Origin of the sequence: Vibrio sp. S17_S38 (assembly GCF_014694375.1) — a bacterium.
Classification (GTDB): domain Bacteria; phylum Pseudomonadota; class Gammaproteobacteria; order Enterobacterales; family Vibrionaceae; genus Vibrio.
Map to the genome: position 1 here is coordinate 1 of NZ_JAAUWW010000026.1, position 14,236 is coordinate 14,236.

Genomic DNA, 14,236 nt, shown 5'->3' on the forward strand with positions numbered 1-14,236 from the left:
GTAGTACAGATAGCAGCAGTAAGAGTTGTTTTACCGTGGTCAACGTGGCCGATAGTACCAACGTTTACGTGCGGTTTCGTACGTTCAAATTTTTCTTTAGACATGGATAGTCCCTCTAGGTACGGATTTGGTGGCTTTGATGACCACGTAACCAAAATGAGTGTTAATTATAGTAGATGACCAAATTGCTTAACGTCAAAACTGGTGCTGATACCCAGACTCGAACTGGGGACCTCACCCTTACCAAGGGTGCGCTCTACCGGGCTGAGCTATATCAGCAAATGTTTTTGGAGCGTGCGGCGGGAATCGAACCCGCATCATCAGCTTGGAAGGCTGAGGTAATAGCCATTATACGACGCACGCGTAATCACATTAAACGCAGTTTCATCTGCAATTTATTACACATATAGATCACTCTATATGAACAATATGGTGGAGGGGGACGGATTCGAACCATCGAAGGCGGAGCCGGCAGATTTACAGTCTGCTCCCTTTGGCCACTCGGGAACCCCTCCAAAATTTTTACATGCTCATTCTTTTAATAAAAAAAGACTGGTGCCGACTACCGGAATCGAACTGGTGACCTACTGATTACAAGTCAGTTGCTCTACCTACTGAGCTAAGTCGGCGCAAGTGGTGCGAATTCTATTGAATGTTCTAAATGCTTGCAAGAGTAAAATGAAAAAAACCATTATTTTCTGTACCGGAATGCTCATTTGCTTAGAAAAACGGCAAGTTCATAGTAATTTGCACTGAAACAAGCCTTGCACTTGTTTGAATTACATCAAGCATAGTGTATCTTCGCTCATCCTTTTTAATTGTTTTGAGTCTGATTATGAATCCATATTTGTCATATAACCGAGATCAGTGGTCTGAACTGCGCAACTCTGTGCCTATGACATTAACATCAGACGATCTAACAGAATTACAAGGTATCAATGAACATTTGATGATGGATGAAGTAACTGAAATCTACCTGCCATTATCTCGCTTATTAAACTTATATGTGGCTGCTCGTCAAAGTCGAAATCAAGTTTTGCATCAATTCTTCAGCCCTCAATTTTTAAAGAAAGAAGAAAAGTCACCACCTTTTATTATCGGTATTGCAGGTAGTGTGGCCGTTGGTAAAAGCACCACAGCACGGCTACTTAAAGCGCTTTTGTCTCGCTGGGAGAACCACCCTAAAGTTGAACTTATTACAACAGATGGGTTTCTACGTCCGAACCAAGAATTATTAGATAATAATTTAATGATGAAGAAAGGATTCCCAGAATCTTATGATACCAAGCGCCTAGTCGAATTTTTAACGGATGTGAAAGCCTGCAAACGCCATGTAGAAGCGCCTGTTTACTCACATATCACTTATAATATTACCGATGAAGTCAAAGTCGTTGATCAACCAGATGTCCTTATCATTGAAGGGCTAAATGTCCTGCAAAGTAGTAACGACTACCCAGATACACCTTTGAAAATGTTTATTTCAGATTTTCTGGATTTCTCTATCTACGTGGATGCAGACACAAAAATGATAGAAGAGTGGTACGTTGCGCGGTTTATGAAACTTCGTAAAGGAGCATTCACGAAGCCAGGTTCTTACTTTAGTCATTACACTCAATTGACCCAAGAACAATCCATTGAAAAAGCACAAAGCATTTGGCATAGCATTAACGGTGTCAACCTAGAGCAAAATATATTGCCAACTAAAGACCGAGCACAATTGATTTTACGCAAAGGCGCGGCCCACCAAGTAGAAGAAATATTACTGAGAAAGTAGGTCTGATTTACGCAGAGAGATCTCACCACCTATATAAGGTTCTACTCCATTTTCTGTCTGTAATAAAATAGCTCCTTGCTCGTTAATTCCTCGGCCAATACCATGAACTTCTTTATTTCCCATGATAAGTTTGATGGGTTTATTATTAAAATTATCTAACTCATTCCAGCGCTCAACAAACTTTTGCATTCCTTGGCTTTCATATTGAGAGAGCACCTCTTTCCATGCTGCCATCAATGCGATAACTAAATCATTGCGATTTGGTATTTCGCCATTAAACACTTGCTCCAAATTCGTCCACGATTGCCCTATTGATGCATTATCTTGAGACATATGAATATTTAAACCCATACCAATAACAAGATGAGCAGCCTCTCCTGTCTGACCGGACATTTCAACCAATACACCAGCCAGCTTTTTATCTTGATGATATAAGTCATTTGGCCATTTTAATTTTATATCTTTAGCTCCAAGAGATTCCAATGCATCAACGATAGCAACACCAATAGCTAAACTTAAACCCATCGCAGCGGCAACGCCCGCTTCCAACTTCCAATACATCGAAAAATATAAATTAGCACCAAATGGTGAGGCCCATTCACGTCCTCGCCTACCCCGTCCTTTTTCTTGATATTCCGCCATACACACTGAGCCGCTGGATTTTTCATGGACTCTATCAAGCAAATATTGGTTAGTAGAATCTATAATAGGAATCAGCTCAACCGGCTGTGATGAATGCTCTTGAATCAAAGCTTGGTTTAATAGATCAATAGGGGTAGATAACTGATAACCTTTACCCTGAACGCGATAGATATCTAATCCCCACAATTGAATCGCTTTAATATGCTTACTAATGGCAGCGCGAGACATACCAAGCATTTCACCTAATGCTTCACCTGAGTGGAATTCTCCATCTGCAAGCGTCTTTATGATTTGGTATTTTACGACATGTTCTTTTCGTACTTGTTCACTCATCACTATCGCCTTGAATCGAATAAAGGGCTATCTAACCCAAACTCTGGATAATTATTTTTAGTGGTTCGAGTTAATAATATCATCGAGCTGAGATTCTTCCGTGCTAGTAAAAAAACGGACTTCATGCTCTAGCTCAATATTATATTTACTAAACACTGTTTGTTTTATAAACCAAGCAAGATCTAATACATCTTTTGCGCTGGCCGAGCCAGTATTAACGAGAACCAAGGCTTGTTGTGGGTGTACTTGAGCACCTCCGATTTGGTGCCCTTTAAGACCGCAGCGATCAATGAGCCAACCTGCAGCCACTTTAACGCCACCTGCTGTTTCGTAGCCATTAACATCAGGATGATCTAACTTTAGTTTAGTGTAATCAGCTTGAGAAATAATAGGATTCTTAAAAAAACTGCCCGCATTACCAATTACAGCAGGATCAGGCAACTTACTTCGACGAATCTCACACACCAAATCAAAAACAGATTTAGGATTAGTTAATAAATCACTTTCGGCTTGTAATGGTCCATAAGAAAGATTCGGCTTCCACGATTTATTTAAAACAATACCTACCGCAGTAATCACAACTTTATTGCGTAACGCTTGCTTAAAAATTGAATCGCGATATGAGAACTCACACTCTTCGGCTGACAATCGCTTAATTTGAAAACTGTCTAGATCCAAATAATCTACATATTCACATATATCTTTAAATTCGATGCCATAAGCTCCAATATTTTGAATAGGCGCACTACCGGCACAACCAGGAATCAAAGCTAGATTTTCAAGCCCATTGGCCCCTTGCGCTAGCGACCATTCCACCAAGCTTGGCCAATCTTCACCGCCGGCAACATGCAAATGATAATAACCATCTTTTTCAACCAACGATTTACCCTGCAAGCGGTTAATAACCACAACACCATGATATGGCTGCGTAAAAAACACATTACTGCCTTTACCAAGTATCAATTTAGGAATATCTAACCAATCTTTATTCTGAAACGCTTGAATAATATCTTCAACTTCAAACGCTTCAATCAAAAAATCACATGGGATCTCAATCCCAAAAGTGTGGAACGGTTTTAGATTTACGTTGTTTTTCACATTCATTTGATTGATTACCTGATCGAATACCGTGTTATTCTACCTTATCCAAAAGGCAAACACAGTGCTTCATTATGCAAGTTTTTTTTCAATCTCTTCCCCTTATTAAATTCCCATTATTAAAGCCTATCTACAAGGCTTATTACCCCATAGCCAAAGTTAAGAATAATGAAAGCATCATCGTCGGCTATCACGATAAATCCATTATTGCCATCGTTCGCTTTCGCCCTATTGAACGTTATCAGTTACTGACAGGCATGTTAGTTTTACCTGAATATCAACATAAAGGCATCGGGCAACAATTATTAGCCTACTGCGAGAGTGCGATTTTAACATCGGATCACTACTGTTTTGCTTATCAACATCTCGAAAATTTTTACCATAACAACGGCTTTCATGTTGTTCAAAGTGTTGATTTACCCGCACCATTGAGGTTTTTATTCCAACGTTACATTTCTAGTGGAAAAAAACTGGTCGCAATGCAGTACAAACACACAGATATGTCATAAGATATTAAGCATATATAGTCAGGCAACTACATTATTTGGTACAGTTGCCTCCATAAGACTCAAAAGTTTCTAAGGTTAAAAATAAAATATGATAGCTAGTAAGAATCTACTCGAACAGCTACCAACCATAGCTCAAGATCCAGATAAATTTGAAGTGCTATTTCAAGCTAAACTCTTCAGAGAGCGTCTACTTTCAGAAATAAAAAACGCACAACATCGAATCTACCTTGTGGCTCTGTATCTAGAAAATGATGATGCAGGATGCGAAGTTTTAACCGCACTTTATGAAGCCAAGCAGAAAAACCCTCAACTGGATATTACGGTTTGTGTAGATTGGCACCGAGCTCAACGAGGCTTAATCGGCGCTGAAGCAACGGACGGTAATGCGGCTTTTTATTATCAAATGGAACAAAAGTATCAGCATAAAATATCGATACTTGGTATTCCTGTTCGCACGAAAGAAGTCTTTGGTGTATTGCATTTAAAAGGCTTTATTATTGATGATACCGTCATTTATAGTGGCGCTAGCTTGAACAACATTTATCTGCATAAAAAAGATAAGTACCGATTCGATCGGTATCATGTCATTGAAAATATGACTCTAGCCGACACCATGGTCAACTACATCAAAGAATACATTAATGGCAACCCTGCCGTTAATAGCTTAACGCAAGCCAATAGACCAAGTACCAAGTCTTTAAAAATAGCGATTAAACAGTTTAGGGCCCTATTGGCACAATCAAGTTATCAATTTACTGGAGCGCAACTTAAAGATCGTGAGGTAGGGATCATTCCGTTAGTCGGCGTAGGTAAACATCGCAATAAGTTAAACTTACATATCAACCATTTAATTGCTTGTGCAGAAAAAGATATTACCATTTTCACGCCTTATTTTAACTTCCCTAAAAGCATTGCGAAAGAAGTAAAAAAAGCCATCAAGCGTGGGGTTAAGATAACTATTGTTGTTGGCGATAAAACCGCAAATGATTTTTATATTCCGCCAGAAGAAGGCTTCAAAACTATTGCTGGATTGCCTTATTTGTATGAGGTCAACCTACGACACTTTGCAAGAATCAATGAAGCCCATGTTGCAAGTCGTCAGCTTTCTATTTATTTGTGGAAACATGATAATAATAGCTTTCATTTAAAAGGCATGTGGATAGATAAGGAATATATGCTTCTTACTGGCAACAATTTGAACCCAAGAGCATGGAAACTTGATTTAGAGAATGGTCTACTCATTAAAGATCCACAACAACTCCTTAGAAGAAAATTTGAGCAAGAACTTGAGTCTATACTCGAACATACTCACCTTGTGGGAAGTTATAAGCAGCTAGACGGTATTGAAAAATATCCAGTAGAAGTTCAAAAATTAATTAAAAAAATCAAACGCATCAGAATTGATAAAATCTTAAAGCAAATATTATAAGCATGAATGAATCACTTTAAATTTACGGATTTAAAATCAGATTCTTTATTCAGAATATCGAAAATAAAAAGGCTTACCTGCAATAGGTAAGCCTTTTTTGTTTAGTTTTACCGCCCGAAATAAGGCGACTGGGCTAATTAGCCACCAACAGCGATACGTTTCATATCTTTCATATAACCACGTAGCTCTTGACCAATCCACTCTACAGGATGATTGCGCAGCGTATCGTTAATCTCAATCAACTGACCATTATCAACATGATTGCTTTCTTCGTTTAAGCCTTTACCAATAACATCTGTTGATACATTTGGCATGAACTTTTCACGTAAAAGCGGAGTTGCCACGTTAGCAAATAGGTAGTTACCATATTCAGCTGTATCAGAGATAACAACATTCATTTCATATAAACGCTTACGAGCAACGGTATTCGCAATCAGTGGTAATTCATGTAGCGATTCATAATAAGCAGACTCATCAATGATGCCAGATGCCGTCATTGCTTCAAATGCCAATTCAACCCCAGCGCGAACCATTGCAATCATCAAGATGCCATTATCGAAATATTCTTGTTCTGAAATTTCCACATCTGATTCTGGATAATTTTCAAATGCTGTTTGACCTGTTTCTTCACGCCAGCCAAGTAAATTCACATCATCATTTGCCCAATCTGCCATCATAGTGCGAGAGAACTCACCACCAATAATGTCATCCATGTGCTTGTTATACAGTGGACGCATTAAGTCTTTTAACTCTTCTGACAATTCAAATGCTTTTACTTTTGCAGGGTTAGAAAGGCGATCCATCATGTGCGTCACACCGCCAAACTTCAGTGCTTCCGTGATAGTTTCCCAACCGAACTGCAATAGTTTACCTGCATAACCTGCATCAATACCTTCTGCGATCATTTTTTCATAACAAACAATTGAACCCGCTTGCAACATACCACAAAGGATAGTTTGCTCACCCATAAGGTCAGATTTTACTTCTGCCACAAATGAAGATTCAAGCACACCAGCGCGATGACCGCCAGTTGCTGCCGCCCATGCTTTAGCAATCTCTAAACCATCACCTTGAGGATCGTTTTCAGGATGCACAGCGATAAGAGTTGGAACACCAAAACCACGCTTATATTCTTCACGAACTTCAGTTCCTGGGCACTTAGGTGCAACCATTACAACCGTAATATCTTTACGGATTTGCATGCCTTCTTCAACAATATTAAAGCCATGCGAATAACCTAGTGTTGAGCCTTTTTTCATCAAAGGCATCACAGTTTCAACCACATTAGTGTGTTGCTTATCAGGTGTTAGGTTAACGACAAGATCAGCTTCTGGGATTAATGTTTCATAGCTTGCGACTTCAAAACCATTATCTTTAGCATTCTTGAACGATTGACGCTGTTCATCAATTGCAGCTTGACGTAGTGCGTAAGACACATTCAAGCCTGAGTCGCGCATATTTAAGCCTTGGTTTAAACCTTGAGCACCACAACCAACGATAACGACTTTTTTACCCTTGAGGTAATCAGCTTCTTGAGCAAATTCTTCGCGATCCATAAAACGACAACGACCAAGTTGGTCAAGTTGTTCACGTAAATTTAGAGTATTAAAGTAGTTAGCCATGTTGAAAATCCTTTAGGTTGTAAATCCACAATGTGAGTGTTGACTCAATGAATTCATATTAAACCACGAATATAATTGTCTAAAGTGATATATTCACAAGTTATCCTTGCAAAAAACGCAATCATAGATCGAGGTCACAATGAACATAAAAAGTCTGAATTTATTTGTTCATTTATGCAGTAGTCAGAGCTTCAGTAAAACGGCAACTGCAATGCATATCAGCCCATCGGCATTAAGTCGTCAGATACAAAAACTTGAACAAGAAATAGGGCAACAGCTATTAACCCGAGATAATCGCAGTGTTGAACTTACCGATGCTGGCAGGCAGCTATTACCCGTTGCTATCAATATTGGTGGAGAGTGGCAACAGCTGTGCCATGTTATGCAAGGAAAAGAAAAAAGCCTAAGTGGTGAAATTCGTTTATTTTGCTCGGTAACAGCCAGTTTTAGCCATTTACCTGAATTATTAAGCGATTTTCGCTTAGCTTATCCCAATATTGAATTAAAGTTGTTTACTGGTGATCCTGCACAAGCAATCAATAAATTAATGAATAACGAAGCCGATATTGTCATAAGTGCAATGCCGGCAAAGTTGCCTGCGAGACTCGTATTTGAAACCATCGGAGAGATTCCACTCTCGGTGATCGCACCGACTAATTTAAGTAGTTTTACCCATGAATTACAAAAAAAACAACCTGATTGGAATGATATTCCTTTTATTATTCCGGAATCAGGCACTGCCAGAGATCGCAGCAATACTTGGTTTAAAGATATGAAAATAAAACCGAATATCTATGCACAAGTTTCTGGTCATGAAGGGGTATTAAGTATGGTGGCGTTAGGATTCGGGGTTGGAATAGCGCCAGATGTGGTCATCAATAATAGCCCGGTAAAAGATAAAATCCAGCGATTAAAGGTTGCGCCGATCAAACCTTTCAAACTCGGTATTTGTTGTCAGAAATCACAACTCGAAAATCCGTTAATCAATGCGTTATGGCAAGTGTCTAAAAATAAATTCATCAAAACATGACATTAAACTAACAATGGCTATATATACTTCTGTTTCAGTAATTAAGTTCACAGCCGTATTATAAGAACTCGATCAATTGCGTAGAAACGGATATCTCGCATATCCCGAATATTACGTAATTTTTAAGATCAATAAATTACGAACCCCAAGTAAGGTTAGCCTTACTTGGGGTTTTTCTTTTTTTAGGATCCATACATCAGGGAAATGGTTACGTTAATAAATCGTAACTGATGAATGAAAACTTCCCAATATGAGATTAATGAATGAATATGACCCCACTTTTTGCTGATAAAAAACATAAGTATTTAACCCATGCGGTATTCAGCCTACTCACCTTATTAAGCTTCAACACTTTTGCGGAAACGACCACAGCCACAGATCAATCAGATATCCTCACAAGTAACAATCGTAGCATCATGCTAAAAAATTATGATCCGGTAGACAGTGGTGTTGGCCGTCCTTCTCAAACTTTTAAAAAGACACCACATCGTCAAGAGGCAGAATCGGCTGCCAAAATGTCACCAAGCGAAAAGCACAATCAAGAAGTCTGGGACCATGTATTGCCATTTGGTGGTCAAACAGCGATTTATAATGGTTATAATCTACCGCTCCCTTTTGGTATTAGCTTGCTCTATTCACATGTTAAGCAACATCAGAATATTAGTAATATGAAAGTAGGCTATAACGGCAGTTCATCCGTTGGTAACAATCAAATCAACACCCATATATCACCACAAAATATTGACCCGAGTTTGTTTCGTTTTGATAATTTTGAAACCGATACTCAAACACCACAACTCAAAATTGATGCTTGGGTACTGCCATTTTTAAATGTATTTGCGACTGTAGGGAAACTTTCTGGTACAACCGATCTGGGCATGGTTCTTGGGGGCGATCAATTACTGAGTCAGATGCCACAATGCCAACCAGGAAGGCCTGGGTTAGTTTGTCGACAAGCAGTTAAACTAATCTCTGATAAATTAGATGAGCATGGTATCCAATTGGCTGGTGACCATGAAGCTGACATGACTATTGACATTGAAGGCTACAGCTACACTTACGGAGCTATGATTGCAGGAGCAACTGGAGATTGGTTCTATACCATGCCGATCAGCTACACCCAAACACATATGAAAAAAGCCAGTGTCGATGGTGGGACGATCAACATCCAACCACGTATTGGTTACAACTTTGAGCTTCTGCATGGCTACAAACTGTCGCTTTATACTGGTGCTAGCTACATGCAAACCAAACAAACTATTTCAGGCAGTTATAAACCGGGAGACACGGCGGTTCCGGATCAAGATCAAGCAGGGGCAATTTCCTTTCAAGTTGACCAGCAAAACCAAAGCCCTTGGACTGGCGTGGTCGGCTTTAATATTAATATTAACCAATACTTTTCAGCGGCATTTGAATCATCGGGTATCGCTGGTGACCGTAATCAATATGTCATTATGGTTAATGGCCGTTTTTAATGCTTATTAAGAATGACTCGCTTCAATATTATTACGTCAACAAATGAAGCTTTTTTTAGCCAATACGATAAGATTAAGTTATCCAATCGATTATTCACTTTAGGATCTTAATCCATACATGCTCATTTTGCTTATCTCATTACTCTCATATTGGAGCGGTACGCCGATCACCAGCCTAACCAACCCGGATTATCGAGCTTATGATTCGCCATATAACTATAATTTTTTACAGCTTGGTGCAGGGATCCAAAACAATGGTCTGGATATCGATTTAGGGGGAAGCTACATGTTTAATGAACATTGGATGATCACCGGTCAATACCAAAATAAGTTTTTGCATGGTGGCGACCTACCAACAGGTAAAGACTCATTAGACTCTAAATTTAACCAAAGCACGTTTGCTCTTGGCGCCATGTATCGTATGCCACTTAACAACTCACTTGATGCGGTTTTTGGAAGTGAACTCAGCTATGATTGGTATAAAGATCGTGATTTAAGCTCCACAGCCGACCAAATTATTGGCTTAGAATCCGATGACGGCAGTGTTGGTGTCACCGCTCTAACTGGTCTGCGCTACAGTATTACCGATAAACTAGAAGTTGGTGCTAACATTGGCGCTAAATATGCTTACGATCGTACTTATCTACAAACCTCAACCGAAATGAACTACTACTTCACTGAAAATATCGCGCTAGGCGGACAAGTGAGCTACAACGACCAAGATGGACATGTAGGGTTTTATATTCGAATTTCAAACTAATAATCTCACTTCAAAACCTATCCCATTATCTCCTCTTCTCTTCTCTTCTCTTCTAGCAAATAAACAATTAACCATAATCACGGGAATTAGGTTTGAAAAAAACATAATAAAACCCAATAATTCCGTGTAATTCCAAACAAAACTCACTAAGATTAGCAACACAATAATGCATAATTAAAATAACAAAAATCATGTTTCATTCGCCGTTATAAAATTGATTCATCTCTAAATTCATAACATGCGTAAATATGCAGTATTGTCCCTCTAATAGAAAATATGGATATCATTCTATGCTGCTTTTCTCTGGTTTCGTTACTTCACGTTTACGCTACGCCTTTTTTATCAGTACGATAATAGTATTAACTTCATATCAATCTATAGCTTATGCCGATGATAATATTGGGAAAGTTCATACCATTCCTCAGGCAACCGTTGTGAACAATCAATCAACGCCACCGCAAAGATCACCACAAGGACCAGCAAACAAAGATAAAGTTTGGGACCGCATTCTTCCTATCGGTGGACAAGTAGCGATTTATAATGGTTATGACTTACCTCTTCCTTTTGGTGTTAGCTTCTTATTCGCTCATGTTTCTCAAGATCAAACGATCTCTGACATGAAAGCAGGTTATGGTGGACCAGCCAATACCAATATCGACTTCCTATCATTTGATAAATTTCGCACCAAAACTAATACCCCACAACTAAAATTGGATGCGTGGGTGCTGCCATTTTTAAATGTGTTTGCGACCGTTGGTCGAATTAAAGGCACCATTGATATAAAAATGAGCATGCCCAAAGGCAGCGTCGTCACCAGTACACCGGTCACCAATGCCATACAAGGTGGAATTTCAGCATATTGCTCTAAAAACCCCAGAAAATGTAAAGCAGGAAGCAACTTATTACCTGACTCAAACCCTGATCTTTTTAATGGCGAACCATGGCAACTGGGCGCAGAAGCTCATGTTGAAGGCTATAATTACAGTTTTGGCGCTATGTTAGCAGGGGCTAGTGGTGATTGGTTTTACACGATGCCAATTGTATATACTCAGACAAAAATGAAAAAAACTAATGTTGATGGCGGCACATTAAATATTCAACCGCGAGTGGGTTATATATTTAATCTCGACCATGGTTTTGATTTGGGGCTCTATACTGGTGCCAGTTATATGGATATTGATCAAACAATCAAAGGTGGATTTAACCTTGAAACAATGGAAGCCAGCAAAGACTTTGATTCCCCCCATACAATTGCATTTGAAGTTCATCAAGAAAACACCGATAAATGGGCTGGTATCGTCGGTTTTAATTTAAACGTAAATAAACATTTATCTACAGCAATGGAGTATACCGGCCTGATCGGGGATCGGCGTCAACTTATACTGATGGTCAATGGCCGCTTTTAAGATATAAATTAGCACCACTAATATTTCATACAATTAAGCCCATCCATTAGAACCAATGGATGGGCTTAATTTCTATCTATCCAATGTATTTTTACCTACCCAATGTAAGTAACAGTTCAAGTTAAGTAAGCAGTTACTATTGATCAGCAGGAAAAACCACACCAGTCTGACGACGAATTTCGGTCGTAATACGAGACACACCTAAAGCGCGCGCTTTGGCTTTTTCACATAACTCACCCGTTTTAATTTGCTCGGCAAAAAGGCTCGCTTCATAAGTCATGGTATTTTCAGCTTGTGGGACTTGATAAGTCACGGGCTCTTCACCGCGCAATTTGACTACAACATGATCACACTCCGAAATATGAGGAATAAGCATAACGCCCGCTTCACCTTGTAATTCAGTGGGCAGCGTAGACTCCGACACCTTAGAATGGCAAATCACCACTTCAAAATCAGAATAAGTCAAAATCGCGCTGCCATGTGCATCCACGCCCGATTCAAGTAAGTGGGCACTCGCTTTAATGCTGTCAGGCTCTCCAAATAATGCCACCGCGCTGGATACACAATAAAAACCAATATCCATAATCGAGCCATTTGAAAAGGCAGGGTTAAACGTATTCGGATTTTCACCATCAAGATAACGTTGATAGCGTGAAGAATATTGGCAATAGTGAATACTCACTTTATGTAGCTTGCCTAATTGCGGTAGGTGATCTTTGATCAATTGAAAGTTTGGTAAATATTCGGTTTTAAACGCTTCAAATAACACCACATTATGTTGCTCTGCCACTTGATACATGTGCTCTGCTTGCGTGATATTCGAAGCCACTGGTTTTTCACAAATAACATGTTTACCGTTCTCTAGCATGAGTACACTTTGCTCATAATGCAGTGAGTTTGGGCTAGCAATATACACCGCATCAAAAGCATCACTTTTCGCCATTGTTTCTAAGTCGGTAAATCGTATAGCTTGAGTATTAAACGGTGCGGCAAACGCTTGAGCACGTTCTGTATCACGAGAGTAAACCGCGGTTAATTCAAACTCATTAACTTCTAATGCCGCTTGTACAAACCGCTCAGTGATCCAGTTGGTGCCAATAATTGCTAGACGTAACATAACTTTTTATCCCTTATTCAAAATAACAACACCGCAGAAGCAAGCCGCTGCGGTGTTCATCATACGTACATTTGGTTCAAGTACCTAACAGACTTAGCCTTTATACAATTTCGGATTAAATACATCACGTAGCCAGTCACCGAGTAAGTTAATCACCAACACGATGGTAACCAATACAATCCCAGGGAAGGCGGTGATCCACCAAGAGCCCGAGAAGATATAGTTAAAACCAATGCTGATTAATGAACCAAGAGACGGCTGATCAACCGGTAAACCTAAGCCTAGGAAAGACAGCGCTGCTTCCGACATAATCGCATTGGCAATTTGCACCGTTGAAATAACCAAGATCGGTGATAAGCAGTTCGGAAGAATATGACGGAACATAATACGAGGTGAACGGAAACCCATTACACGCGCCGCTTCCACATATTCTTTTTCCTTCTCAGCGAGCACTGAAGCGCGAATAGTACGAGCATATTGTGGCCACTCAGCAATACCGATAATCACAATCAGCATTAGAACCGCATACTCGCCGTAAAATTCACCACCAAAGCTAGCCTTAAAAATAGCCGATACAATGATCGCCACCATCATGGTAGAAAATGATAATTGCACATCTGCAAAGCGCATTAAGAAGCTATCAATGCGGCCACCAAAATAACCCGCAGATAAACCAATAATAATGCCAAGGAATAACTGTAATGCGACAGCGCAAAATCCGATCATCAGTGATAATCGAGAACCATATAAAATAGTTGAAAAGATATCGCGGCCTTGATCATCCGTGCCTAGCCAAAAAGCCGCATCCCCGCCTTCCATCCAAGACGGAGGCAGTTCTGAATTCATAATATCAATCGAAGTCAAATCATATGGATTAGTCGGAGCGATCAATGGTGACAATAATGCAGCAAGGAAAAATGTCAGGAATACAGCAAAGCTGAACATCGCCACTTTGTCGCGTTTAAAGTAATACAAAAAATCCGATTGAGAAAACCGCTGCCAACGACTTGGAGCGACATACTTGTCATTAGAGGTTGCCAT

General features: G+C 39.6%; 13 protein-coding genes and 4 tRNA genes. 7 read left to right on the plus strand and 10 right to left on the minus strand.

The window, feature by feature from the left end; genetic code table 11:
- From HC725_RS15420 to HC725_RS15440, 5 genes are all read right to left on the minus strand, one after another.
- The coding region (locus HC725_RS15420; RefSeq protein ID WP_238928544.1) for a GTP-binding protein at window positions 1-104 on the minus strand (104 nt) is incomplete at its 3' end.
- 98 nt (window positions 105-202) lie between these two features.
- Window positions 203-279, minus strand: a tRNA-Thr gene (locus tag HC725_RS15425).
- Between the two features lie 9 nt (window positions 280-288).
- Window positions 289-363: transfer RNA gene (locus tag HC725_RS15430), tRNA-Gly, on the minus strand.
- A 67-nt stretch (window positions 364-430) separates the two neighbouring features.
- Window positions 431-515, minus strand: a tRNA-Tyr gene (locus HC725_RS15435).
- Between the two features lie 38 nt (window positions 516-553).
- Window positions 554-629 (minus strand) — tRNA-Thr (locus HC725_RS15440).
- A 206-nt stretch (window positions 630-835) separates the two neighbouring features.
- Between HC725_RS15440 and coaA the strand changes: the two genes are divergently transcribed.
- Complete coding sequence (coaA, locus tag HC725_RS15445; protein WP_190332762.1) at window positions 836-1,774, plus strand: type I pantothenate kinase; 939 nt, start codon at window positions 836-838, stop codon at window positions 1,772-1,774.
- Here coaA and birA read toward each other — a convergent pair.
- Together birA and murB are read right to left on the minus strand one after the other, a co-directional pair.
- Window positions 1,760-2,749, minus strand: coding sequence for a bifunctional biotin--[acetyl-CoA-carboxylase] ligase/biotin operon repressor BirA (gene birA, locus HC725_RS15450; RefSeq protein WP_190332763.1), 990 nt, complete (start codon window positions 2,747-2,749; stop codon window positions 1,760-1,762). The genes coaA and birA overlap by 15 nt on opposite strands.
- Before the next feature lie 57 nt (window positions 2,750-2,806).
- Window positions 2,807-3,853, minus strand: a complete 1,047-nt coding sequence (gene murB / locus HC725_RS15455) for a UDP-N-acetylmuramate dehydrogenase (RefSeq protein ID WP_190332764.1) — start codon at window positions 3,851-3,853, stop codon at window positions 2,807-2,809.
- 68 nt (window positions 3,854-3,921) lie between these two features.
- On the opposite strand from murB, the gene HC725_RS15460 reads away from it, so the two are divergent.
- On the plus strand, window positions 3,922-4,356 hold the full coding sequence (locus HC725_RS15460) for a GNAT family N-acetyltransferase (protein ID WP_190332765.1): 435 nt from the start codon (window positions 3,922-3,924) through the stop codon (window positions 4,354-4,356).
- A gap of 88 nt (window positions 4,357-4,444) precedes the next feature.
- Window positions 4,445-5,785 (plus strand): CDP-diacylglycerol--serine O-phosphatidyltransferase, encoded by a 1,341-nt coding sequence (gene pssA, locus HC725_RS15465; RefSeq protein ID WP_190332766.1) that lies wholly within the window; start codon window positions 4,445-4,447, stop codon window positions 5,783-5,785.
- 137 nt (window positions 5,786-5,922) lie between these two features.
- Here pssA and ilvC read toward each other — a convergent pair whose 3' ends face one another.
- Window positions 5,923-7,407: a ketol-acid reductoisomerase gene (gene ilvC, locus HC725_RS15470; RefSeq protein ID WP_190332767.1), complete on the minus strand. Its 1,485-nt coding sequence runs from the start codon at window positions 7,405-7,407 to the stop codon at window positions 5,923-5,925.
- Between the two features lie 139 nt (window positions 7,408-7,546).
- On the opposite strand from ilvC, the gene ilvY reads away from it, so the two are divergent.
- The 4 genes from ilvY (at window position 7,547) to HC725_RS15490 (ending at window position 12,078) form a co-directional block, all read left to right on the plus strand.
- A complete protein-coding gene (gene ilvY, locus HC725_RS15475) occupies window positions 7,547-8,437 on the plus strand; it encodes an HTH-type transcriptional activator IlvY (RefSeq protein ID WP_190332768.1) in 891 nt (296 codons plus the stop codon).
- A gap of 263 nt (window positions 8,438-8,700) precedes the next feature.
- Window positions 8,701-9,912, plus strand: coding sequence for a hypothetical protein (locus HC725_RS15480; RefSeq protein WP_190332769.1), 1,212 nt, complete (start codon window positions 8,701-8,703; stop codon window positions 9,910-9,912).
- Window positions 9,913-10,030: 118 nt separating this feature from the next.
- Window positions 10,031-10,672: an outer membrane beta-barrel protein gene (locus HC725_RS15485; RefSeq protein WP_190332770.1), complete on the plus strand. Its 642-nt coding sequence runs from the start codon at window positions 10,031-10,033 to the stop codon at window positions 10,670-10,672.
- Window positions 10,673-10,962: 290 nt separating this feature from the next.
- The gene (locus tag HC725_RS15490) at window positions 10,963-12,078 is read left to right on the plus strand and encodes an outer membrane beta-barrel protein (protein WP_190332771.1); all 1,116 of its coding nucleotides are present in this window, start codon (window positions 10,963-10,965) and stop codon (window positions 12,076-12,078) included.
- Window positions 12,079-12,214: 136 nt separating this feature from the next.
- Here the strand turns inward: HC725_RS15490 and HC725_RS15495 are convergent, their stop codons facing one another.
- Together HC725_RS15495 and HC725_RS15500 are read right to left on the minus strand one after the other, a co-directional pair.
- Entirely contained in the window at window positions 12,215-13,195 is a 981-nt protein-coding gene (locus tag HC725_RS15495; protein WP_190332772.1) for a Gfo/Idh/MocA family protein, read from the minus strand.
- A 93-nt stretch (window positions 13,196-13,288) separates the two neighbouring features.
- On the minus strand, window positions 13,289-14,236 hold the full coding sequence (locus tag HC725_RS15500) for an ABC transporter permease (RefSeq protein WP_190332773.1): 948 nt from the start codon (window positions 14,234-14,236) through the stop codon (window positions 13,289-13,291).